19 protein-coding genes are annotated in these 21918 nt (G+C 72.2%); 7 read left to right on the top strand and 12 right to left on the bottom strand.

From position 1 onward, the window contains the following. Positions 1–148 precede the first annotated feature (148 nt). The 4 genes from ACLJQM_RS27230 to ACLJQM_RS27215 form a co-directional block, all read right to left on the bottom strand. Positions 149–1255, bottom strand: a complete 1107-nt coding sequence (locus ACLJQM_RS27230) for a family 2 encapsulin nanocompartment cargo protein terpene cyclase (protein ID WP_410633250.1) — start codon at positions 1253–1255, stop codon at positions 149–151. A 27-nt stretch (positions 1256–1282) separates the two neighbouring features. Next, a complete protein-coding gene (locus ACLJQM_RS27225) occupies positions 1283–2134 on the bottom strand; it encodes a geranyl diphosphate 2-C-methyltransferase (RefSeq protein WP_360783976.1) in 852 nt (283 codons plus the stop codon). A gap of 253 nt (positions 2135–2387) precedes the next feature. Next, the gene (locus ACLJQM_RS27220; RefSeq protein WP_410633249.1) at positions 2388–3923 is read right to left on the bottom strand and encodes a multicopper oxidase family protein; all 1536 of its coding nucleotides are present in this window, start codon (positions 3921–3923) and stop codon (positions 2388–2390) included. Further along, positions 3916–4314: a hypothetical protein gene (locus ACLJQM_RS27215; protein WP_410633248.1), complete on the bottom strand. Its 399-nt coding sequence runs from the start codon at positions 4312–4314 to the stop codon at positions 3916–3918. The genes ACLJQM_RS27220 and ACLJQM_RS27215 overlap by 8 nt, the downstream gene beginning before the upstream one ends. A 76-nt stretch (positions 4315–4390) precedes the next feature. On the opposite strand from ACLJQM_RS27215, the gene ACLJQM_RS27210 reads away from it, so the two are divergent. Further along, entirely contained in the window at positions 4391–5275 is an 885-nt protein-coding gene (locus ACLJQM_RS27210; protein ID WP_410633247.1) for a LysR family transcriptional regulator, read from the top strand. Here ACLJQM_RS27210 and ACLJQM_RS27205 read toward each other — a convergent pair. After that, a complete protein-coding gene (locus ACLJQM_RS27205) occupies positions 5268–7370 on the bottom strand; it encodes a DUF3152 domain-containing protein (RefSeq protein ID WP_410633246.1) in 2103 nt (700 codons plus the stop codon). The genes ACLJQM_RS27210 and ACLJQM_RS27205 overlap by 8 nt on opposite strands. Further along, a complete protein-coding gene (locus ACLJQM_RS27200) occupies positions 7288–8289 on the bottom strand; it encodes a polysaccharide deacetylase family protein (protein WP_410633245.1) in 1002 nt (333 codons plus the stop codon). Before ACLJQM_RS27200 ends, ACLJQM_RS27205 begins: the two co-directional genes overlap by 83 nt. A 368-nt stretch (positions 8290–8657) precedes the next feature. Between ACLJQM_RS27200 and ACLJQM_RS27195 the strand changes: the two genes are divergently transcribed. Continuing rightward, on the top strand, positions 8658–9422 hold the full coding sequence (locus ACLJQM_RS27195) for a hypothetical protein (protein ID WP_410633244.1): 765 nt from the start codon (positions 8658–8660) through the stop codon (positions 9420–9422). Between the two features lie 78 nt (positions 9423–9500). Here the strand turns inward: ACLJQM_RS27195 and ACLJQM_RS27190 are convergent, their stop codons facing one another. Both ACLJQM_RS27190 and ACLJQM_RS27185 read right to left on the bottom strand, forming a co-directional pair. Then, positions 9501–9971: a hypothetical protein gene (locus ACLJQM_RS27190; protein ID WP_360783997.1), complete on the bottom strand. Its 471-nt coding sequence runs from the start codon at positions 9969–9971 to the stop codon at positions 9501–9503. Positions 9972–11584: 1613 nt separating this feature from the next. After that, positions 11585–11878 carry a WGxxGxxG family protein gene (locus ACLJQM_RS27185; RefSeq protein WP_360784000.1) on the bottom strand — a complete coding sequence of 98 codons (294 nt, stop codon included), beginning with the start codon at positions 11876–11878 and terminating at the stop codon, positions 11585–11587. Positions 11879–12152: 274 nt separating this feature from the next. Between ACLJQM_RS27185 and ACLJQM_RS27180 the strand changes: the two genes are divergently transcribed. From ACLJQM_RS27180 to ACLJQM_RS27170, 3 genes are all read left to right on the top strand, one after another. Beyond that, positions 12153–12494 (top strand): hypothetical protein, encoded by a 342-nt coding sequence (locus ACLJQM_RS27180; protein ID WP_247024378.1) that lies wholly within the window; start codon positions 12153–12155, stop codon positions 12492–12494. Positions 12495–12795: 301 nt separating this feature from the next. After that, entirely contained in the window at positions 12796–13161 is a 366-nt protein-coding gene (locus ACLJQM_RS27175; RefSeq protein WP_247024377.1) for a hypothetical protein, read from the top strand. A 322-nt stretch (positions 13162–13483) separates the two neighbouring features. Beyond that, a complete protein-coding gene (locus tag ACLJQM_RS27170) occupies positions 13484–13834 on the top strand; it encodes a hypothetical protein (protein WP_247024376.1) in 351 nt (116 codons plus the stop codon). 46 nt (positions 13835–13880) lie between these two features. Here the strand turns inward: ACLJQM_RS27170 and ACLJQM_RS27165 are convergent, their stop codons facing one another. Then, positions 13881–14855, bottom strand: coding sequence for an AI-2E family transporter (locus tag ACLJQM_RS27165; RefSeq protein ID WP_410633243.1), 975 nt, complete (start codon positions 14853–14855; stop codon positions 13881–13883). A gap of 237 nt (positions 14856–15092) precedes the next feature. On the opposite strand from ACLJQM_RS27165, the gene ACLJQM_RS27160 reads away from it, so the two are divergent. Beyond that, complete coding sequence (locus tag ACLJQM_RS27160; protein WP_410633242.1) at positions 15093–16031, top strand: glycoside hydrolase family 43 protein; 939 nt, start codon at positions 15093–15095, stop codon at positions 16029–16031. Positions 16032–16108: 77 nt separating this feature from the next. Then, positions 16109–17587 (top strand): hypothetical protein, encoded by a 1479-nt coding sequence (locus ACLJQM_RS27155; protein WP_410633241.1) that lies wholly within the window; start codon positions 16109–16111, stop codon positions 17585–17587. Here ACLJQM_RS27155 and ligD read toward each other — a convergent pair. The 3 genes from ligD to ACLJQM_RS27140 all read right to left on the bottom strand — a co-directional run bounded on the left by ligD (position 17584) and on the right by ACLJQM_RS27140 (position 21839). Beyond that, positions 17584–19551, bottom strand: a complete 1968-nt coding sequence (gene ligD / locus ACLJQM_RS27150; RefSeq protein WP_410633240.1) for a DNA ligase D — start codon at positions 19549–19551, stop codon at positions 17584–17586. The genes ACLJQM_RS27155 and ligD overlap by 4 nt on opposite strands. A gap of 59 nt (positions 19552–19610) precedes the next feature. Then, on the bottom strand, positions 19611–21002 hold the full coding sequence (locus ACLJQM_RS27145; protein ID WP_410633239.1) for an FUSC family protein: 1392 nt from the start codon (positions 21000–21002) through the stop codon (positions 19611–19613). Positions 21003–21281: 279 nt separating this feature from the next. Beyond that, the gene (locus ACLJQM_RS27140; protein ID WP_247024369.1) at positions 21282–21839 is read right to left on the bottom strand and encodes a TetR/AcrR family transcriptional regulator; all 558 of its coding nucleotides are present in this window, start codon (positions 21837–21839) and stop codon (positions 21282–21284) included. Positions 21840–21918: the final 79 nt, after the last annotated feature.

Below are 21918 nucleotides of genomic sequence, written 5' to 3'. Positions count from 1 at the left end.
GGTGGAGATGCCTTGCATCTGGGGTACGGACTTGGTCGTGGTGGCCAGTGTCCGGGCGGCGGCGCGGCCGAGGCTCAGTGGTGTCTGTTCGGATTCCACCGGGTCGGTGACAGTCACAGCGAAAACCACCCAATCAGTTCGGAGATTGTCAAGACTGGTAACGGGGATTCGTGGCGTGCCAGGTGAAGCCGCCACCCATCCAGGAGCGGACTCCCACGAGGAAGCGCTGCAGCTCCGGGGACGGCACGGCCATCAGCTCGCGGTGGCCGTCCTCGAACTCGTGCACGATCCGGTTGTGCAGCGCGACGGTGGCTTCGACCGCCTCCTCGACCGGGCACCCCCGGTCCGCCGCGATCTGCAGGACCATGTTGCAGACCGGTTTTTCGTCGGCCGCGTCCTTGGCCACCGAGAAGAGATCGTTGACCAGCACCGAAGCCGTCCCGGCCCGCATCATCGCCTCCCGCACGCGCGGGTCGTAGTAGAACGGCGCGGCCAGCTCGTAGCCGCCGACGGCGTCGACGAGAGTCATCGACGTGTAGAAGCTGTCGTGCTGGCGCGCCGCGAGGTACTCCCACGCCGGTGGGTAGCGGCCGGTGTGGCGCCACGCCGCGTAGGCGTCCCAGCTGACGAACATCGAGAAGGTCGCGTAGCAGACCCGCTGCACGAGCACCGGCGAGCCGTGCCGGCCCAGGTGCTCGATCGCCGAGTGCAACCCGACCAGGATCGGGTCCGCCTGCAGCGCTTCCTCCAGCGGTGGCGTGAACTCCCCGGCCGGCGCGACCGGGTCCATCGCCGCCATCACGAGCGCCAGGCGCGGCGGGAGCTCGGTGGGCGCCGCGCCCAGCTCGCTGTCGTCGGCGTAGTAGTCGTCCGCTGCCCACCACACCGCGTTCAGCTGCGCCGCGACGAGCAGCCGGTCCGGGTCGTCGCAGTCGCTGTGGGCCAGCATCGCCAGCCTGCCGAACCCTGCCCCCGCGATCTGCTCCAGGCCCTTGCCGGTGAACCCGCAGTCCCCGGCCCACGCGACCAGCCGCCGGTCGACCTCCGCGGCGAGGGCGTCGTCGACGCGGCCCACCACCGGGCAGTACAGCGGCGACGCGCTGCCGTCACCCCACGGCAGGTACGCGTACGCCGGGTCCTGCCCGGGCGCCGGCGCGAACTGGGTCGCGATCCGGGCCGCCGACGTCCCGAGGCCGAACGGTCCCGCCAGCGCCGAGCCGGGATCGCCGATCGTCCACTGTGGACATGCGGTCATGGTGGTCTCCCTGGGCACCGGTCCGGCTCAGACGCGGTCGGCGGCGATGAGCAGGTAGTGGAAGCTGCCTTCGCGGTAGGCCGTCAGGAACGGGTCCTCGATCCCGGTCGCGACCGACGACTGCGCCCGCAGCTCCCAGTACGGGATCGTCGCCGCGGTCAGGTCGACGACGTTGATCGGCACGAACCCGTTGGCGGACAACGCCTTGAAGTAGTCGCCGCGGGCGTGGATGTTGCAGATGTAGTGCTGGTCGATCTGGCTCACCGCGCGCGACCGGCCGCCGGTGACGTCGTTGTAGCACCCGGTGATGGTCACGTACCGCCCGCCGGGCTTGAGCTGCCGCGCGTGCTCGGCGAACAGGTCGTGCAGGTCCACGTACATCGTGCTCTCGTTGTTCCAGATGCCCTGGAACGCGCCGGTTTCGAAGCCGGTGTCGAGCATGTTGCGCAGGTGGTACCGCACCGAGCCGTCGATCCCGCGCTCGCGCACGTGCTCGTTCGCGAACCCGACCTGCTGCTCCGAAATGGAGATCCCGTCGACCTGGCAGCCGAAGCGCAGGTGCGCCATCACGCTCGTGCCGCCGCGCCCGCAGCCGGCGTCCAGCAGCCGGTCGGACGGCGCGATCGGGCCGAGGTGGTCGAGCAGCACCTCCGCCTGCGCGGTCTCGAGCCGGTGCATCTCCGCGATGATCGCTTCGTCGCGCGTGGCCTCGGGCGTCTCGAGGACGGCCGGGTCGTAGTCGCCGATCCCGTAGTGGTGGTGGTACAGACCGTCGACGTCGCCCAGCCGGAGGTTCACCGGGTCCTTTTCCGCGTTCCAGTAGTCGGCGACCGACTGCTGGTAAGCGGTGCGGGCCACGGGCTGGTCGATAGCGGTCATCGAGTAACTCCTCGGTCGGTTTCCTTGGGGGACAGGGAATCGGCCGTCGCCGAGCCGGGCGCGCCGGCTTCGTCCCCTCGGGATCGACGCTAGTGCCGGGAGTTTCACGAGGACAAGGAGCTTCACTCCGGTCACGCGGGCGTTGCCCGTCTGGCCCAGCGATCACCCTGCACCGGGTTGCGCCTGCGCGGCCCCGGACACTCGATCGGGACTCCGTCCACCCCGTCAGAGGGACGGCACGCCACCGTCGGTGTCAGACGATTTCGAGGTTGGCCATCATACCCATGTCTTCGTGTTCGGCGTTGTGGCAGTGGAAGAGGTACCGCCCGCGGTAGCCGTCGAACCGGGTGACGATCTCGGCCGCCTCGCCCGGCCGCAGCGCGATGGTGTCCTTGAGCCCGCCGTCGTGCGGCAGCGGCGCCCGCCCGCCGCGGGAGCGTACGCGGAACGCGGCGAGGTGGAGGTGAACCGGGTGGTGGACGTCCGCGACGAGCCGCCACACCTCGACGTCGCCGAGCCGCACGGTCACGTCGGTCCGGGCCGGGTCGAACGGCCGCCCGCCGATCACCCAGCCGTGCCCGCCGGGCAGCTGCCCGGCGCTGAAGGAGAATTCGCGCACGCGCACCGGGGAACCCCACGACGGTGAGTCGGTCGACAGCACCGGCGGGACCCGGCTGTCGTCGGCCACGCGGCGCGCGATCCGGAACGCCATGACGTCGGTGGTGCGCCCGGTACCCAGCCGGTCGAGCAGCCGGACGCGGCCGCCCACCGGCACGCCGGCGAAGTCGACGACCACGTCGTAGCGCTCGGCGGGCGCGATCGGCAGCGACAGGTGGGTGACGGGCGCCGCGAGCAGGCCCTGGTCCGCGCCGATCTGCACCAGCGGGAGCCGGCGCCCGTCGTCGGTGACGGCTTCGAGTTCGTAGTGCCGGGCGTTCGACGCGTTGAGCAGGCGCAGCCGGTACCGGGCCGCGTCGGCTTCGTGCACCGGCCACGGCGCGCCGTTGACCAGGACGACGTCGCCGAGCACGCCGCCCAGGAAGCTCTCCCGCACGCCCGGGGTGTCCCGCAGGGTCGCGTCGACCGACGGGTAGTCGAGCGTGCCGTCCGCGGCGAACGCGCGATCGGTGAGCACCAGCGGGAGTTCGCGCGCCCCGGCGGGCAGGCCGAGCGCTTCTTCGGCGTCGTCGCGGACGATGTGGAGCCCGGCGAGGCCGCGCCAGAGCGCCGGCGCGGTGAAGTCCATCCGGTGGTCGTGGTACCAGAGCAGCGCCGGGCGCTGGTCCAGCGGGAACGTGTAGTCGCGCGTTCCCTCGCTGCGCACCGCCCGCGGGTCGGGCATCGGGTGGTGGTCGCGCCAGCCCGGCGGCAGCACGAGGTCGGTCGGGTAGCCGTCGGACGCCGCCGGCGTGCGCCCGCCGTGCAGGTGCACGACGGTCGGCACCGGGAGCTCGTTGCGGTGGGTCACGGTGACCGGCCGGCCGCGGCGGGATTCGATCGTCGGGCCGGGGAACGTGCCGCCGTAGGCCCACATCGGCGTCCGGATCCCGGGCAGGATCTCGAGGTCGGCCACGCGCTGGGTGATCTCGTAGCGGCCCGGCGCGACCGGCTCGAGCACCTCCGGCACGGGCAACGGGACTTCGTACGGCGGCGGGAGCGGGACGGCGCTGCGGAGTTCGGCGCCGGTCACCGGCGGGCGCCGGGCAAAGGTGGCCGCGGTGGCCAGGCCGGTCGCGGCCAGCAGGCCGAACGCGCCGCCGAGGACCCCGCGCCGGGACAGCTCACGCATCGGCGGCCGCCCGCATCAAGGGCCGCCGCCACACGGCGGCGACCAGCACGACGAGCCCCGCGACGGTCAGCACGCCCAGCGGGAGGTGCAGCCACAAAGCCCCGTCCAGCCCGGCGAAGTACTGGACCGTCTCCGCGGCCGCCACCGCCGTCGTGGCGAGGAACGGCCACGCCCGCCGCAGCCGGAACCACACGACGACCGCGACGACCACCTGCAGGTAGGCGAGCGACGTCACGACGTCCGCGCCGGTCGCGTGCAGGCGCAAGGCGTCGTAGTCGCCGCTGAGGTACACCCCGGCGAACACCGGCTGGCCGGCGATCGCGACGACGTGCACGCCCGCCGCGGTCCTCAGCGCCCAGTCGATCGGCCGCGTTTTCCCTGTGCTGTCCACGGTTCGAAGCTATGACGGTGTGGTTATCGTGTCTAAGATCAATATCGCTATGCCGTTATGACGGGGGAGGCATGACGTGGACCTGGGGACACTGCGGCAGTTCCTCGTGGTGGCCCGGCTGGAGCACCTCAGCCGCGCGGCGGAGGAGCTGCGCGTCGCCCAGCCGTCGCTGAGCCGCACGATCGCGCGCCTGGAGGCGGAGCTGGGCACGCCGCTGTTCGACCGGGCGGGCCGGCTCCGGCTGAACGACGCCGGGAAGCTCTTCCGCGGCTACGTCGAGCGCTCGCTGGGTGAGCTGGAGGCGGGCCGCCGCGCGGTCGCGGAGACGACCGGCGAGGGCTACGGGACGGTGCGGCTGGCGTCGGAGTCGTTCCTCACCCTGACCGGTTCGCTCGCGGCGTTCAAGCGGGCCCACCCGGCGGTCGAGGTCGTGCTGCACCAGCTGCCCGCCGACGAGATGGCGCGCGCGTTGCGGGCCAAGGAGATCGACCTTTGCGTTGCGTCGCAACCGATCCTGGCCGACGGGCTGGCCGGCGTCGAGCTGCTCGACGAGCCGGTGTGGGTGGCCACGCTGGTCGGGCACCGCTTGGCCGGGCGTGCGTCGGTCCGCGTCGAAGACCTCGCGGACGAGCAGTTCATCACCGCCCGCCGCGGCCACTGGCACCGCCGGCTCCTCGACCGGCTCTTCGCCGCGCGCGACCTCACCCCGAAGATCGTCTTCGAGGGCGACGAACCGGGCGCGATCCAGGAGCTCATCAGCGCGGGCCTGGGCATCGGCCTCAACCCGGCGATGGCCCGGCGCGTCGCCGCGCAGGTGCCGGTCGTGTGGATCCCGGTGAACAGCCCCGACTGCCGCCGCACGATCACCCTGTGCTGGGCGGCGGGCACCCGCCTCCCGGCGGCGGCCCGCCTGATGCGGACCGCGCTCACCGAGTGGGAGTGGGACCCGCCCGTCACATGACCCAGGGATTGGGCCGGCAGACGGCACCGTCCGCGCGGACGGCCGTGGCGTTTCCCGGCTCGGCGTGGTTGAGCTGCGCGAGGTAGGTGTTCGACAGCCCGAAGGTCTGCTGCATCATGACCGGCGCGGGTGCTCCGTCGACCGGGCAGCCGACGTGCCCGAGCCCCAGCGCGTGTCCCATTTCGTGGGTGATGGCGTAACGGCGGTACCCGGCGAGGTCGCCGTCGTAGGAGTGCGCGCCCCGCAGCCACCGGGCGAGGTTGACGACGATCCGGTGCCGGCGTCCCAGGTGGCACGAGGAGTCGTAGGGGATGGTGAACCCGCAGAGGCGCCGGGTGGTTTCGGGGCTGGTGAGGCTGATCCGGACGTCGGGCCGGGCCTCGGGGTCGGTGAGCCGCCGGAAGGAGATTTCACCGAGCCCGATCCAGCCGCGCCGATCGGTGAGGACGGTGTCGACGTCGGTGCCGAATGCGGGGACGTCGACGCCGCCTTCGGTTTCGACGGTGTAGGTCATGAGGCGGGCTCCGGTACCGGCGGCGGTGGCCGGGCCGGGAAGGACCTGCCAGTCGCCAGAGCCGGTGGGGGTGATCGGCACCCCATCGGGCAGCGCGGCGGGTTCAGGCGCCGGCCGAGCGGTGGTGGCGGTCGTCTGCCGCGGCCAGGCAACGCCGGCGACACGACGGGGTTCGACGGCACGCGGGGTGAGGAGCAAGGCGGCGGAGAGCGCGATGGCGAACACGAGAACCGCGGGCGGCCACCACGCCACGGGGGTTTGCGGTTCTCGGGGTTCCGGCGGCGGGGTTTCGGTTGTGAGCCCGAGGAGTTGGGCCGTGGTCGGGGGAGCGGTGGCCGGCTGCGGAGTCCGTCGCGGTTCGGGGAGGCCGGCCGGGGAAAGTCCGGCGAGAGACCAGCCCGCCGGGTGTGCGCCGGCACGTGTCGGTGCTGCGGAGTCAATCGTGCGGAGTTCGGCAGGCAGCCAACTGTCCGGACGCGCGCTGCTGTGGGTGGGCGGTGTTGCTGGCTCGGTCGTGTGGAGTTGGGTGGGAGGCTGGTTGGCCGGGTGTGTGTCGCTGTGGGTGGGCGGTGTTGCTGGCTCGGTCGTGTGGAGTTGGGCGGGAGACTGGCTAGTTGGGCGTGTGTCGCCGTGGGTGGGCAGCGCTACTGGCTCGGCCGTGGGGAGCCGGGCGGGAGACTGGTTGGTCGGGCACGTGTCGCTGAGGGCGGGCAGTACCGTCGGCCCGGGGAGGTCGGCCGTGCGGAGTTGGGCAGGCGGCTGGTTGGCCGGGCGTGTGTCGCTATGGGTGGGCAGTGTCGCCGTCCCAGGGAGGTCGGTCGTCTGGAGTTCTCCAGAAGTCCAGTCGGCCGGGTGTGTGCCGCCTCGGGTGGACGCCGTTGCCGGCTCGGGTAGGTCAGCCGGGCAGGCTTGGATGGCAGTCCGGTCCGCTGAGCGTGTGCCGCCTCGGGCAAGTGCTGGCTCGGCGAAGTCGGCCGTGCGGAGTTCGGCGGGAGTCGGGTCGGCTGAGTGTGCGCCGCCGCGTTTGGGTGCCGGGTCGGCGAAGTCGGCCGGCCAGAGTTCCGCGGGAGGCAAGCCGGCCGAGTGAGTGTCGCCTCGGGTGGGCGCCGGTGTCGGCTCGGGAAGGTTCGCTTGGTCGCGTTGAGGTGCCGGGCGGTGCTCGGCAGGCGGCCGAGTGGCCGGGCGCGTGCCGCTGCAAGTGGGCTCGGGCCGCTCACCTTGCCCGCGTTGAGGCGCCGATTGTCCGGCAGCGTCGCCGAGCGGACCGGCCAAGTTCCGGCCGCCGCTGGGGGCCGCCGGAGTCGCCTTCGGAGCGTGCGTCGCGCGGATGGACTCCGTGGTCGGTGCCTCGGTGGTGCGCCGCCGGCGGGGCGGAACCTCCGCGGAGCGCCGAGGCCATCGCGCCCGCCGCTGACGCGGCAGCTCCTCCTCCACCCGTGGCGGCTCGGCAGCCGGCCGGGGACGGGGCTGCGGCAGCCAATCGACCCGGGCCTTCGGTTCAGTAGGCAAGGCCCACGCTCGCACAAGCCGGCGCCGGAGCACCTTCGGACCTTGGGTACGACACCGTCGCCGGGTCGCCATCGGAGGTGTAGCGGTGGCCCTCCGGTGCGGCGAGCTCGTCGAGCCAGTGCTTCGAGCCGTACTCCGCGTCGCGCCCCTCCGACTGCGAGCGGATCCGGGGGATCGAGCCGGGGACGAACCGCGGCGAACAAGGCGACGGTGCCGGCCCGGCCCCGACGAGCAGTGCCCCGCCGTACGAATAGCCGGGACCTTGCAATGCCAGTTCCTCGCGCCGCGGGTGGCTTCCGTACGGGAGCGCCAACGTCGTCGGCCGGTAGCCGGGGACCGCCTCTCGGATCGCCGCGTCCTCCGTCGAGATCGCCGCCGTCACCTCGCTTTCGGAGGCGGAGCGCAGGTTCGTGTGCTGCCGGGTGTGGTTGCCCAGCTCGAAGCCGTGGTCCGCCAGCCAGCGCAGGGCGCGCCCATCGGTGTCGCCGAACGGGTGCTCGTTGACGTACAAACTGGCGACCGGCCGGAACCTCGGGTGCGCCGCGGCGACGTCCAGCAGGATCCGGACCGCCGTGCCCGGCGCCGGTTGTCCCTGCGGGGTCAGGGTGAACGCGCTCGGGTCGCCGTCGTCGAAGGTCAAGACCACCGGGTGGGCGCCGGCCGGGAGGTCGAAGCGGCGCGACACCAGCTCGGCGGTCGTGATCGGGACGTAGTCCTCGGCCGCGAGCCGCTCGAGTTCCGCGGTGAAGTCGGCGGGCGTGCGGTCGTACACCGACCGCGGGTGCTCGGCGATCCGGTGGTACATGAGCACGGGGATCCGGCCGAGCTCGTCCGCACCCACCTGGCGCGCCGAGGCGGCGGTGACGCGGACGGGCGCGGCGGCGGGCGACGGCCGGGGTGGCGGGGCCGGTGCCGGTGCCGCGGGAGCACCGCAGGCCGCCGCGGCGAGCAGGACGGCGAACCCGGCACCGAACCGGAAAAGGCAACGCATGCCCGAAGTGTGCGGCCGGCCCCTGACGGGCGCGGGCCGGCCCACCGGGTCGGGTGAGCGCGACTTTCCGCCGCACAGGCCCGAAAACGACGTTTCCGCAGGCAGCGGACACGGTCCCGGAACCGGCCCCGGCACGATGCGGTGATCATCGGCGATCGGGTTTCCCGGAGATCGCGGGCGGGTATTTCCCCGCGATGGTCCCGAAAACGGCGTCCGCCGCCGAACGAACCTTCGACCGACGTCTGGTGCTCACCGCCGCTCTCGCGGGTTTGGTGACGAGCGCGTGCGGGGCACCGCGGCGGGAACAGGCACTCGCTGTTCCGGTCACGGCGAGTCCCGCGCCACCCCCGTCGCCGCCCCCGAGCCCGGTGGAGAACAGCCTTCTCGTCGGGTTCTGCGGCGCGCCGGGCGCCAAAGCGCTCGGCCGGATGACCGGCGACCTCACCGAGGCGAGCCGGCGGCTGCGGCAGCAGATCGAGGTGTTCCCGGCCGGGCGTCCGATCACCCCCGTCGTGGAGCTGATCGCGACCACCGTGCACCGCTCGCCCGGCGAAGACGGCATGTACCGCAGCCGCGGTGACGACGCGACCGTGCGGGACTACCTCGACGCCGCGCGGGCGCTGAACGGCTTGCTGCTGCTGAACATCCAGCCCGGGCGCGCCGACTTCCTCCCCGAAGTGCGGGCCTACGAACACTGGCTGACCGAGCCCGACGTCGGCGTCGCGCTCGATCCCGAGTGGGCCGTGGAACCGGGGGTGGTGCCGGGCCGGAAGTTCGGCCGCACGACCGGCGCCGAGCTCGACGAGGTCGCCCGGTACCTCGGGGAGCTGGCCGAAGCGCACCGCCTGCCCGCGAAGGTCATGGTGTACCACCAGGTCGCTTCCTCGGTGGTGCGTGAAGAGGAGCTTTTGCTGGCGCACAAGGGAGTTTCGCCGGTGAAGGTGGTCGACGGCATCGGCTCGGCCGCGGCCAAGAAGGCGACGTGGAAGACGCTGATGACGACGAAACCCGACCACGTCCGGCCGGGCTTCAAGCTGTTCTTCGAGGAGGACACCCGCCGCGGCGCGGACCTGATGACGCCGGCGGAGGTGCTGGCGCTGACCCCGGCGCCCGCTTACGTCGTCTACGAATGATTCCGTAACCACGACGAAAGCCCGGTGCGGATTCCGCACCGGGCTTTCGCCGGCTTGTCCGTCCGGGGTCCGGCCGGGTTAACCGACCGGGACGGGCAGCCCGCCGAGAAGGTCGTTCACCAGCGAGGACAAGCTGATCAGCAGCCGCTGCACCAGCGCGTTGAGCAGGGCCGACACGGGCGGCAGCGACTGGCGCGGCTCCGCGTTCCGCGCCAGCTCGCTGACCCCCTTGCGCGCTTCGGTGTTCTGCTGCTGCGCCGTGGCCGCGGTGTCGCGCGCCTCGGTCTGGATCGTGTACCGCTTGCCCTGGGCCAGATCCGTGAGCAGCGGGTCGAGGTCGCCGAGCGTGGCTTGCGTGCCGGGGACGTCCCCGCGGTCCGCGCGGGCCGAGAGCTGGTCGCGCAGCTGCTGGACCTCCGCCGCCGCGCTGGTCGTGCTCGAAGAGCCGCTTCCGCCGGGGCCGCCGGCGGTCGCGACACCGACCCCGGTGAGGGTCACCGCCGCCGCGGTGGCGAAAACCGTGATCGCGCGGGCCAATGCACTTTTCATGTCCTACTCCTCCGGAATTCCGATGCCGACTCCGATCATGGTGATCGCCGATCCGCATTGACGCGAGCGCATCTACGGGCCAGGTGTCGACTGTCGATTTCGGACGGTGCCCGCCGGGTCCGGGATTCGCGGAACAAACATCGAGTTCGCGTGAAGCCGTTGTGAAGCGGTTCTCCCGATCAATTACCGTGGGTGATGGCGTCACTCGTTCGAGGTTCGAGATTACGATGGATGGTGGAATCGTGAGTGGTCGCCTCACGGAAGGTAGGAGAAGAGTGGTTCTCGGGGGGCACGCGACTTCCACCCGATGGTGACGTTTAAGTGAGAAATCAATGGGTAATCATGCGCATTTGCCCGATGGCCGGAATGCCACTCTTAAGAAGGGTACGTCGCAAAACCACTTCTTGCGCGGCGAGTGCGTCGCTAATCTGGATGCCGGTCGCGGTGCCGGGTTTCCCGGCGGGATCCGCGGCCGTCACGGTGCCGGGAACCTGACACGAAGGCGCCCGTTGGAGAAAACGCGGAACGTCCCGGCGTGACTGGCGCCGGGGCGTTCCGCGCGGGTGGAGGGGAAACGGCGTGCGGGGCATCGAGGGCAGACGGACGCCTGCGCAATCGCCGGACGCTCGGCTTTCCGGGGATGAGTCGGCGGGGGTGGGGCCGTTCGACGCCTGGCAAACTTGGCCGCCAGGCGCTGACGCGGCTCGATCACCGGTGATCACGGCAGTTTCGACGCGGGTCTCGATGGAAGATGCGGCTCGACCCCCGGTCGCCCGACAGAAACGAGACCGGCTCCTGTTGGGGGCGCGGGTTGTGGCGGCCACCGTCGCGGTCCGGCCGCCTGTGGCTGGTACGGGCTCGCGGGAGATGTGGGTACGGCTCACTGTGGCGGACCGGGCCGGAAGCGGCACCGCGCCCCGGCAATCCGCGATCGTGCCGGTCCCGCGGCAAGACCAACTTCGGTTGCCGGTGGGGGATGCGGCTCGGCGGATGTCGATGGTGCCGGTCCTGCGACGGAAGCAGGCCTGGTTGCTGGTGGGGAGTGTGGTTCTGCTACCTGCGATCGTTCCGGTTCTCCGCCAGAAGCAAGTCCGGCTGCAGGTAGGGAGCGTGGCTCGGCCACCCGCGGTCGTTCCGTCCCTTCGGCAGAAGCAAGCCCGGTTGCCGGTGGGGAACTCGGCTTGGCCACCTGCCATCGTTCTGGTCCCGCGACGGAAACAAGCCTGGTTGCGGGTGGGGAGTGTGGTTCTGCTACCTGCGATCGTTCTGGTCCCGCGACGGAAGCAAGCCCGGTTGCCGGTGGGGAACGTGGCTCGGCCACCTGCCATCGTTCTGGTCCCGCGACGGAAACAAGCCTGGTTGCGGGTGGGGAGTGTGGTTCTGCTACCTGCGATCGTTCTGGTCCCGCGACGGAAACAAGTCCAGCTGCAGGTGAGAAACGTGGCTCGGCCACCCGCGATCGTTCCGGTCCCGCGACGGAAACAAGCCCGGCGGCCGGTGGGGAACGCGGCTCGGCCACCCGCCATCGTTTCGTCCGCCCGACAGAAACCGGCCCGATCCCCCGAGGGGAACCGGGCCGGGAATAGCGCAGCCAAGAGACGCGAACCAACGGCTCAAGCCCCCGGCGGATTCCGCCGCGGCTCCGCCGGCGGGTACGCGTTGGCCGGCGGAGCCGCCGGGTATCCCGCCATCGCGTCGGCCTTCGGCCCGCGCCTCACCAGCCCCGCCAGGCCGAGCAGCCCCACGAGTCCCAGCAGGCCCCACAACCCGTTGTCGCCGTTGTCGTCCTGCGTGGTCACGTGGTCGTCGGCCCGCGCGAGATCCGCCGACGCGGGCGAAGTCCCCGCCAGCGCGATCGCGCCCGCCGCCGCGAGGCCGCACAGCCACTTCCTGGCCATTCCGTTCATCGCCGGTCGTCCTTTCCGTCGTGAGGTCGTTCTCCGGCGGCGTACCCTCGCCGTTCCCGTTCACACCCGTCGTCACGGGAACGGGGGACGGTTTCGTTTCCCCGACCCCGTTTCGGGCCCCGATGGCGCTTTTGTAAGATGGGGCCCGGTTCAAGCCGGAGCCGTGGAAGGACGTGCCGTGCGCGCGCGTCCACCGCCGGCGTCCTTCCCTTTTCCACGCAGCTGCGTATCCGCACTGGGAAACACCGTCCACTGTTGTGGGCTCGGGGGAGGAATGAACAGTAATCTCGTGGTCGCCCCGCTCGGCGCGACCTACACACCACGTCTCATCTGCACCACCGGCGACCGCCTGATCCACCCGGCGGACGGCCGCAACGACCTCGCCAGGATCGTCGTTCGGTGGGCTCGTGCCTGGGTTCCCGAAACCTGGCCCGCGCGCCAGTACTTCGCCGCGCTGGGCATCGGGGACGACGAAAACCCTTGCTACACCGATGAAGAAGTCACCGGCTGGCACCTCGTGCAGCCGCGGCCGGGCTCGCTCGCGTGGCGGGTGCGGTCCGGCGAAATCGACGTGACCACCGCGCTGACCGCCGAAGCCGAGGCCTGGCCCGGCTAGCGACCCTTCGCACCGAAGAGCCCTGCACCCACGGCGGTGCGGGGCTCTTAGGCGTGCCCGGAATCTCTTTGCCGCGCAAGCTTTCCGCCCGCACCATGGGAAGGGAAACACTGCGGGAAAATGAATCCCCGCTAACCCGATCGGACCACTCGTCGCGTGGTCAGGGACTTGCGACACCCACACGATGGTGGCGCGAAGTGGAAACGAGGCCGGCGCATCAGTACGTTTCCCTCACACGGGCCGGAGAACACACCTTCACTGCCGTCCCGTCCGACGCAATCGCTTATCGAGGAGCAAATCCATGCTGAAGAAGATCGGGTTCGTCACGGCAGCCGCGGCGGCCGGCGCGTTCCTGGCCGGCGGCATCGCCTCGGCCGACACCCCGGACGGCCACCACCACGGGCACCACCACGGCAGCTACGACCACACCGGCCAGGTCGGCCTGGTGAACCTGAACAACACCGACGTGCTGCACAACGTCAACGGCACCCTCGGCCTCTGCGGCAACGACGTCAACGTCCTCGGCGTCCAGGTGCCGATCCGCGACTCGCTCAACGGCATCGGCGTGCCGATCCTGTCGCCGGGCGAGTCCGAGGCCAGCGGCGAGTCGCCGTACAACTGCGCCTCGGGCGGCGTCGTCGACGGCGGCACGAGCCAGGGCAACTGAGTTTCCGCGCCGGAGCCGCTCGCTGTGTGTGCGAATGCCGGCTCCCAGCGCGGAAATCCGGCGGTTGCGTCGATGTCGCACCGCGTGCCCGGAACACGGAGCGAGCTGCACACTCCTGTTCCGCGTCCCGGGCACGCCGCGACGTCGGACGACGCCGGCACGGGTGGGACCGGCCATGACGCTGGAGACGTGCGCCGGTCCCACCCGGCGTGACCGCACCTTAACCGACAACCCCGGGCCCGGCGAACCGAAGCCGGCCCGGGGTGTCCCCCCGAGCTCCCACCGGACCGTCCGGTGGGTGGTGATAAGGAGTTCTCTTCCCGTGATCAAGCAACTCGGCTTCGTCGCCACCGCACTCGCCGCCGGGATGGCGGTGCTCGGCGGATCCGCGTCCGCGACCGGCATCACCGTCGCCGGCCACCCGGTCGACCACAGCGACCAGATCGGCCTCGGCAACGTGCAGAACCTCGACGCCGTGCACAACCTCAACGTCGTCGGCGGGGTCTGCGACGACAACGTGAACGTGCTCGGCGTCCAGGTGCCGGTCCGCGACGTCGCCGAAGGCATCGACGTCCCGGTGCTCTCCCCGGGCGAGCACGACGCCGAAGGCGCGACCCCGAACAACTGCTCGGCGGGCGAAATCGCCGACGGCGGGACCGCCCAGGGCAACTGACCGGTCCGGTCGGAGCCGCCGCGCGGAGTCTTCGCGCGGCGGCTTTTCACGTCCGGTCGAGCCGATGGACCGCCACTTCCTGCACGACCAGCAGGACGGCGGCCGCGACCGGGACCGCGACGAACGCGCCGACCACGCCGAGCAGTTCGAAGCCGAGCAGCACCGCGACGACGGTGACCAGCGCCGGCACCCGGACGGCGCGGCCGACGATCTTCGGCAGCAGCACGTAGTCCTCCAAAAGCCGGTAGCCGGCGAAGAAACCGGCGGTGGCCAGCCCGACCGGCGTGGACACCGTCAGCGCGACCAGGCTGGTCCCGGCCCCCGCCGCCACCGAGCCCGCCACCGGGACGAGGTCGAGCACGGCGACGAGCGCGGCCAGCACCAGCGGGTACGGCACGCCGAAGGCCCAGAGCCAGGCGAACGTCGCCACGCCCGCGATCAGCGAAACCACGACGTTGCCGACGAGGTACGCGCCGACCTTCCGGAAGACCGCGTCGCCGATCAGGATCACCCGCGGCCGCCGGGTTCGCGGGGCCAGCCGGTACAGCGCCGTGCGGACCCGCGGGAAGTCGGCGGCGAAGTACGTCGCCAGCACCACGACGATCAGGGTGTCGCCGAGCACCGCGGCGAGGGGCTTCGCGACGTCCGCCACGTGGATCGACCGGATGGCGGCTTCGAGACCGAACGCCTCATTGGCTTGTGCCAGCAGCGATCCCGGCTCGCGCAGCAGGGCCAGATCGCGCAGCCGGGTGGCTTGATCGGTGAGCGGGACGGCCGCCGCGGCGACGGCGCCACCGAGGACCGCCAGCCCGGTCACGACGACCACGGCGGCGGCGAGCGCCCGAGGCATGCGGCGTGTGAGCCGGGCGGTCAGCGGTTCGAGGCCGACCGCGAGGAAGAACGCGATCCCGATCAGCAGCAGCACATCCGAGGCGGCGAGGACGACCTCGACGACGGCGATCGTGACCGCCACCCCGGCCGCCGCCAGGAGACCGATGAAGAACGGCGACCGCCGGTCCACCGGTTTTCCCGGTGCACCCAAGGGTTCCCGCTGCCGGGACGCGGCGCCTTCGGCCTCTCCGACGGCGTGCCCGGCGCGGTGCGCACCCCGTCCGTTCCTCGCGTGCATGAGAGGGCGGCTACCCCGCGGCGGCCGGTCGAATCCACTCGATCCGGGCGCCGCGGGCAAGTCCACGCTTCCCGGTGACGACCTCCGTCTGCCGTTGCCGAAACCGTTGCGCTCTCAAGAGAATCGTTCATGGGCTTCAAGAACTTCCTGCTCGCTCCCGTAGCCGTGCTCCTGGCCGCGTTCACGGTCGCCCCACCGGCGGCGGCCTCCGTGCCGCGGCTGCTGATCAACCAGGACTTCCCCGACCCGGACGTCGTCAAGACCGCCGGGGGCTACTTCGCGTTCTCGACGAGCACAGGTTCCGGGCGCGTCCCGTTCGCGACCGCCGCGGCGCCGGAAGGGCCGTGGCGGGTGGTCGGCGACGCGCTCGGCGCGGTGCCCAAGTGGGCCAAACCGGACGGCGGGTTCTGGGCTCCGGACGTCACGCAGCTGGCGGACGGCACGTTCGTCCTCTATTTCTCGGCCGCGCAGACGGCGGGCGGCGAGATGTGCCTCGGCGTCGCGACGGCGGCGAAGGCGGACGGCCCGTACACCCCGGCCGGCGACCGGCCGCTGGTGTGCGTGCCCGAGGACCACGGCGACATCGACCCGCAGACGTTCGTCGACGCGGACGGAACCCGCTACCTCCTCTACAAGAGCGACGGCGCGGCGACCGGCGCCCCGGCGGCGATCTGGGCGCAACGGCTGCAGGCCGACGGGCGCTCGCTGACCGGTCCTCGGACCGAGTTGCTGAGGGCCGACCTGACGGCCGAGAAGGCGGTCGTCGAGGCGCCTTCGGTGGTGAAGACGGCGAGCCGGTACCTGCTGTTCTACTCGGCGGACACGTTCCAGAGTTCGGGCTACCACACGTGTTACGCGTCGGCGCCGACCCTGGCCGGCCCGTTCGTGAAGGCCGACGCCCAGTTCCTGTCGGCCGAGCTCCTCGGCGGCAAAGTGGACGCCCCGGGCGGCGCCGACGTGGTGGACGGCCACATCTACTTCCACGGCTGGCTCGGCGGCGGCCGCACGGCGAGGGGGCTGTACGAGCTGCCGGTGACATTCCCGGGCGACGTGCCGCAACTGGGCTGAGTGTCACCCACAGGGGTAGCGCCGGGGTTGGGGAGGCGGGGGCCGGATACCCGTCGCCGGGAGGAAGGGAGACCGTCATGACGGTGTGGTGGGGTCTGCTGGGCCTGCTCGGCTTGCTGGGGTGTTGCGGACTGCTGCGCGGCCACCGCGCCCGCGAAGCCGACCCGCTGGCCCGCTACCCGGTGGCCCGCGAGCCTGCGCGGCCGAACGCGGATGCCGCGCACACGCCGCTCATGACGCCGATGGTGACGCCGGAGATGCTCGCGCCGACGCCGCGAAACGAGCCTGCTGGGGTGCTGGAGCGGGAGCGGGTGGCGGATCCGCGGGGAGTTGGCGAGGTTTCGCCGGAGTGGGAGCGCGTGGCGGACCCGCGGGGAGTTGGCGAGGGGACAGCAGGGCGGCCGACCGTGATGGCGCAGGGGGCGGTGGATCCGCGGGGAGTTGGCGCGGTTTCGCCGGAGCGTCGGGATGCTGAGGCGGCTGAGCGGCAGGGGGCGTTGGATCCGCAGGTGGTTGGCGAGGGGACAGGGCGGCCGACCGCGGTGGCGCAGGAGCGGCCGGGGTCGGTGGATCCGCGAGGTGTGGTGCCAGCGCGGCAAGGTGCGGCGGAGTCGGGGCAACGGTCCACGACGGTGGATGAGCAGCGAGGTCCGGCGGATCTGCGGGTAGCTGGCGCGGTTTCGTCGGAGCGGCGGGATGCTGCGGCTGGTGAGCGGCAGGCGGCGGATCCGCGAGGTGCGGGGGCAGCGGTGCCAGTGCAGCAAGGGCCGGTGGAGTCGGGGCAATGGTCCGCGGTGGTGGCTGAGCAGCGAGGTCCGGCGGTGGATGAGCGGCTGGGGGAGGCGGACCCGCCAGGTGTGGTGGCAGTGGTGCCCGCGCGGCAAGGGCCGGTGGAGTCGGGGCAATGGTCCGCGGTGGTGGATGAGCAGCGAGGTCCGGCGGATCTGCGGGGAGTAAGCGCAGTTGGGCCGGATCGGCGGGATACGGCGGCTGGTGAGTGGCAGGCAGCGGTGGATCCGCGAGATGTGGGCGCAGCGGTGCCGGCGCAGCAAAGGCCGGCGGAGCCGGGGCAGCCGTCCGCGGGGGCGGATGAGCAGCGAGGTCCGGCGGATCCGCGGGGAGTAAGCGGGGCTGCGCCCGAGTGGCAGGATGCTGCGGCGGGTGAGCGGCAAGGGTCGGTGGATCCGCGGGTTGGTGAGGGGACAGGGCGGCCGACCGCGGTGGCGCAAGAGCGGCGGGAGCCGGTGGATTCGCGGCGAGCAAGCGCGGTATCGCTGGAGCAGCGGGCGGCCGACACCGAAGCGCCAGAGCGGCAGTACGCGGGCGAACCGCAGCGACAGGCTGTGGCCGAGCGGCCCGAGGTGATGGTTCCGGATTCCGGAACCATCACCGGCGAGATCCCCTCGCCGCGCGCCGAAGCGGAAGCGGAGCCGCAGGCCCACCCCGAGTCGAAGCCGGAAATCCCCGCGCGGCCGGCCACCCACCGTCGCAAGGGTTCTGTCCTCAACGGACTCAACGGACTCATCGGACGGGCCCAGCGCCTCCTTCGCCGCTAAGGCAACGGCGCTCGCGCACCGATCAGCCCGGCGAGGAGATCACCCACTTCGGTGATGCGGTCGAGGACGTCCTCCGCGGTGAACGTCAGGTGGGTGACGTGCCGGCACGCGCGGACCTCCTCCCACGTCACCGGGGTCGAGGCCGTCGGGTGGTCGCGGCCGCGCAGGGAATACGGGGCCACCGTTGTCTTGGCCGGGTTGTTCTGGCTCCAGTCGATGAACACCCGGCCGCTGCGTTGCGCCTTCGCCATCACCGCGGTCACCGTCTCCGGCGTCTCCTTCGCGAGGCGCTGGGCGAGCCGCTTCGCGTAGGCGGACGGGGCTGCCGCGTCGGCGGTTTCGATGCCGCAGTAGAGCTGCATCCCCTTCGAGCCCGACGTCTTCGCGTACGGCGTGAGCCCGTCGGCCACCAGGACGTCGTGCAGGCGCTCGGCCACCCGGCAGCAGTCCACGATGGACGTGCCGGGGCCGGGATCCAGGTCGAACACCAGGCGGTCCGGCAGGCCTCGCGCGCCGTCGGCCACCGTCCACTGAGGAACGTGGAGTTCGAGCGCGGCCATGTTCGCCGCCCACACCAGGCCCGGGAGGTCGTCCAGGAGCGGGTAGTCGATGCTGTCGCCGCTGCCGCGTGAACCGGTGCTCGGCAGGCGCGCCGTGCGCAGCCAGGACGGGGCGCCGTTCGGGGCGTTCTTCTCGAACCACTTCTCGCCGTCGACGCCGTTCGGGTAGCGGATGAACGTCACCGGGCGGCCGGCCAGGTGCGGTAGCAGGACCGGCGCGACACGGGAGTAGTAGTTGATCACCTCGCCCTTGGTGAAACCGTCCGCGGGGTACAGCACCTTGTCCAAATTGGACAGTGTGAGCCGTCGATCTCCCGCCTGGACGGTGATCCGGTTCTCGGGTGGCGGGGGCGGCGGCTCGTGCGGCACCGCGCGCGGGGCGATGACGTCGGCCGGGTCCTTGTCGGCGCGCAGGCCGCGCCAGGCGGTGTGGCGGACGCGCCCCGCGCGGGTGAACTGCCGGTAGACGACCTCGCCGACCAGCCGCGGTTCGACCCAGCGGGCGCGCACCGTGTCTTCGCGCGGCGGCGCCGACACGAACGGGTGCGTGCGGCGCTCCAGACGCTCCAGCTGAGCCTTCAGATCGGCGCGGGCGGCCTGGCTGAAGCCGGTGCCGACGTCGCCGATGTAGACGAGGGCGCCGGTCGCGGGGTCGTGCGCGCCGAGCAGCAGGCCGCCGAGCGTGCCCGTGAAGCTGCGCTGGCCCGGCCGCCAGCCGCAGACGACGACTTCCTGGGTCCGGATCAGCGGGTGCTTGAGCCAGGAGTCCGGCCGCTGCCCGGGCACGTAAGCGGAACTGCGCAGCTTCGCGACGACGCCTTCGTACCCGGCCGACGCGGCGTGGGCGAGGAAGTCGGCCGGCGTGCGGCGGTCGGCGGCGAGCTCGTCGAAGGTGACCGCGCGCACCACCGAGACGCGGTACGGGTCGGGCATCGGCAGGCTCGCCAGCAGGGCGCGGCGCTCGTCGTACGGCGTGGTGAGGAGGCTGCGGTCACCGAGCCGGAGCAGGTCGAAGGCCAGGAACCGGACGGGCACGTCCTCGAACTCGCGGCCCGGTGGCCCGCTCTGGTGCCGGACGTAGCGGCCGCGGCGTTCCTGCATCAGCTCGAAGTCGATCCGGCCGTCCTCGCCGTAGACGACGATTTCGCCGTCCAGGTAGGCGGCCCGGCCGTCGAGCGCCGGGGCGAGGACGCCGTCGAGGTCGGCGAATTCGGCGGTGAAGTCGATGTTGTTGCGGCTGGTGAGGACGGTGGTGCCGTCGGGGGCGATGCGCATGGCCGCGCGGTAGCCGTCCAGCTTGTACTCGTACGCCCATTCGGGGCCGCTGCGCAGCCGTCCGCCGTCGGCCTTGGCGAGCATCGGCTCGACCCAGGCCGGGGCGCGGGACGCGTCTTCTGCCGCCATGCCGGACCTCCGTCACCTTTCGCGTTCAAGGTAACCCGTTCGGCCTAGTTTTGCCGGGTTTACGCAGGTGACCGGAACGCCGGTGCCCAGCGTTCGCGGTCGACTTCCCCGGCCCAGCACGCCGCGAGGAGGTCGTAGCCGAGGTGGACGAGCGCGGCGTGGGCCGGCCAGTGCTCCCGGGTCCAGCGGACGTCGTTGTGCGCGGAGTCGACCGCGGCGCGGGTGGCGCCTTCGAGCTCGAACTGCAGGTCGCGCCGCGCCGCCCGGCCCGTGGTCTCGAGCACGGCCCGGGCCCCGGCGCGGATGCGGGCTTCGGTCCAGCGGAACGTCGTGCGGTGCGCGTTCGGGGCGAGCAGGTACTGCGCGAGGACGGCGAGCGCGACGCCGAGCACGGTCTCGACGAGGCGGTCGCGCAGCACCGGCCCGATCGGACCGCTCGCCGCGGCGCCCCCGGCGAGCAGCGCGACCGGCGTGATGAAGACGACGGCGACCGCGTAATTACGCGGCACGAACAGCTCGATGCAGAACTGCAGCACGGCGATCGTCGCGACCAGCGCGAGCCCGGCGGGCGAAACCGCGGACACGGCGGCGAACAACCCGAGGCCGACCGCGGTGCCGGCGAACCGCTGCAGGCCGCGGACGTTGGCGCGCATGCGGTCGGTGCCCTGCTGCAGGACGACGAGCGCGCTGAGGATCGCCCAGTGCGGGCGTGCGAGACCGAGGCTCGCGCTCAGGCTCCCGGCGGCGGCGCAGGTGACGCCGACGCGCAGCGCCGTCACCATGGCGTGCGAGCGGAGGGTCGCCGACCGGCGCAGCCGGTAGCCCACGCTGGGGCGGGGGAGCGGGAGGGTGGTTTCCTCCTGGCCGCCGGTGGCGTCGGCGAACCGGCGGTGGGTGGCGATCAGCGTGACGGCGAGTTCGGAGCCGGGTCCGTGACCGGCGTCGTGGACGGCGTTCCAGGCCGCGGAAATCGCCGAGCCGGCGCTGTGGCGGGCTTCGGCGCCGGGGTTCTCGGCCGCCGCGTCGACGGCGGCGACGGCTCGTCGGACGGCGGTGCGCTCGGGTTTGGTCCTGTCGGTGAGTCTTCCGGCCATCGAGACGATCGCCGAAGCGAGGCCGCCCAGCGCGGTGCAGACGACGATGGCGACCGGACCGGCGCCCGATTCCGCGGCGACGGTCGCGCCGCCGCTGACGAGCGCGAAGAACAGGGCGCCGGGCGGCCCGAGCCGGAGCGCGTCCACGGCGTAGACGGCGAGCACGGCGACGGCGATGACCACGACGATGACGGCGGCTTCGTGGCCGCCGGAGCTCCCGACGACGGCACCAAGGGCGGCGGCGAGCACCAGCATCGCGGCGGCGGTGAGGACGACTCGGGCGCGTACGCGGTAGGGGCGGCCTTCGCCGTAGAGGACAGCGAAGGCGCCGAAAGTGACGAAGAGTGCTACGTCCACGTGTCCGGTGAGGACGGTGAGCCCGCCGGGGACGGCCACCGCGGCGGCGGCCCGAAGCCCGGCGCCCCATCTCCGTCCGGCCGCCGGAAGGGCGAACAGCAGCGTGCGGGGACGCGCGATCCGGGGGAGGGGCTCGGGCGGTTCGGACGGCACATCCCATTCCACCACGCGACAGCGGCGGTGGTCGGGTGGGAAAGACCACGTGGCCGCCGCGAGCGGTGCTGCCGCGGGCGGCCGGCTCCGGTGGCCTCCGGGGGTGCGGGGTGCCCTCGTGGCGGGTCAGGCCGGGAAGAACTCCTCCACGGCCCGCCGCAAGGTCACCCGGACCGTCTCCGCGTCGTCCAGCTCGCCGCCGTGCAAGGCGCCGTCCCGCAACAGCACCAACACCCGCGCCGCGTGGCTGGGCTCCGGGTGCCCCAACGCCGCCGCCTCATCCCGGAGGACCTCGAAGAACCACCGCCGGTGGTCCTCGATCACCCGGCGGACCCGGGACTCCGCATCCGGGTACTCCGCCGCCGCGTTGAGGAACTGGCAGCCGCGGAAGTCTTCGCCGCACGTCGCGTCGCCCACCACCGACAACGCCGCCGCCAGGGCTTCGCGTGGGGGTTTGCCCGCTCGTGCGGCGTCCACCGCCGCGCGGATGCGGTGGCTCGTCTCCGTCAGGTACGCCGCCACCAGGTCGTCCTTCGTCGGGTAGTGGCGGTAGAACGTCGCCCGCGTCACCGAGGCCTCCGACACCAGGCGCTCGACGCCCACCGCGTGGATGCCCTCCGCGTAGAACAGCCGGGACGCGGTCGCGAGCAGCCGGTCCTTCGGGTGCACTGGGGCAGACGTCATCCGGCCAGCATAAAGAAAGACCGATCGTTCTGCCAGATCGGCTTCGTCACATTGCGCCCGCTCTCGGAACGAGGCAAAG

The sequence above is a fragment of the Amycolatopsis sp. cmx-4-83 genome, from assembly GCF_046548815.1.
Taxonomy (GTDB): Bacteria; Actinomycetota; Actinomycetes; order Mycobacteriales; family Pseudonocardiaceae; genus Amycolatopsis; species Amycolatopsis pretoriensis_A.
This window is presented reverse-complemented; position numbering and strand designations above follow the sequence as displayed.

Excerpts from the sequence above, each read along its gene's own strand:
- ACLJQM_RS27155 (WP_410633241.1), top strand. The coding sequence starts at position 16,109 with ATGACGGTGTGGTGGGGTCTGCTGGGCCTGCTCGGCTTGCTGGGGTGT.
- ACLJQM_RS27190 (WP_360783997.1), bottom strand. The coding sequence starts at position 9,971 with ATGAAAAGTGCATTGGCCCGCGCGATCACGGTTTTCGCCACCGCGGCG.
- ligD (WP_410633240.1), bottom strand. The coding sequence starts at position 19,551 with ATGGCGGCAGAAGACGCGTCCCGCGCCCCGGCCTGGGTCGAGCCGATG.
- ACLJQM_RS27200 (WP_410633245.1), bottom strand. The coding sequence starts at position 8,289 with ATGCGTTGCCTTTTCCGGTTCGGTGCCGGGTTCGCCGTCCTGCTCGCC.
- ACLJQM_RS27160 (WP_410633242.1), top strand. The coding sequence starts at position 15,093 with ATGGGCTTCAAGAACTTCCTGCTCGCTCCCGTAGCCGTGCTCCTGGCC.
- ACLJQM_RS27185 (WP_360784000.1), bottom strand. The coding sequence starts at position 11,878 with ATGAACGGAATGGCCAGGAAGTGGCTGTGCGGCCTCGCGGCGGCGGGC.
- ACLJQM_RS27180 (WP_247024378.1), top strand. The coding sequence starts at position 12,153 with ATGAACAGTAATCTCGTGGTCGCCCCGCTCGGCGCGACCTACACACCA.
- ACLJQM_RS27175 (WP_247024377.1), top strand. The coding sequence starts at position 12,796 with ATGCTGAAGAAGATCGGGTTCGTCACGGCAGCCGCGGCGGCCGGCGCG.
- ACLJQM_RS27205 (WP_410633246.1), bottom strand. The coding sequence starts at position 7,370 with ATGGCGACCCGGCGACGGTGTCGTACCCAAGGTCCGAAGGTGCTCCGG.
- ACLJQM_RS27220 (WP_410633249.1), bottom strand. The coding sequence starts at position 3,923 with ATGCGTGAGCTGTCCCGGCGCGGGGTCCTCGGCGGCGCGTTCGGCCTG.
- ACLJQM_RS27225 (WP_360783976.1), bottom strand. The coding sequence starts at position 2,134 with ATGACCGCTATCGACCAGCCCGTGGCCCGCACCGCTTACCAGCAGTCG.
- ACLJQM_RS27140 (WP_247024369.1), bottom strand. The coding sequence starts at position 21,839 with ATGACGTCTGCCCCAGTGCACCCGAAGGACCGGCTGCTCGCGACCGCG.
- ACLJQM_RS27230 (WP_410633250.1), bottom strand. The coding sequence starts at position 1,255 with ATGACCGCATGTCCACAGTGGACGATCGGCGATCCCGGCTCGGCGCTG.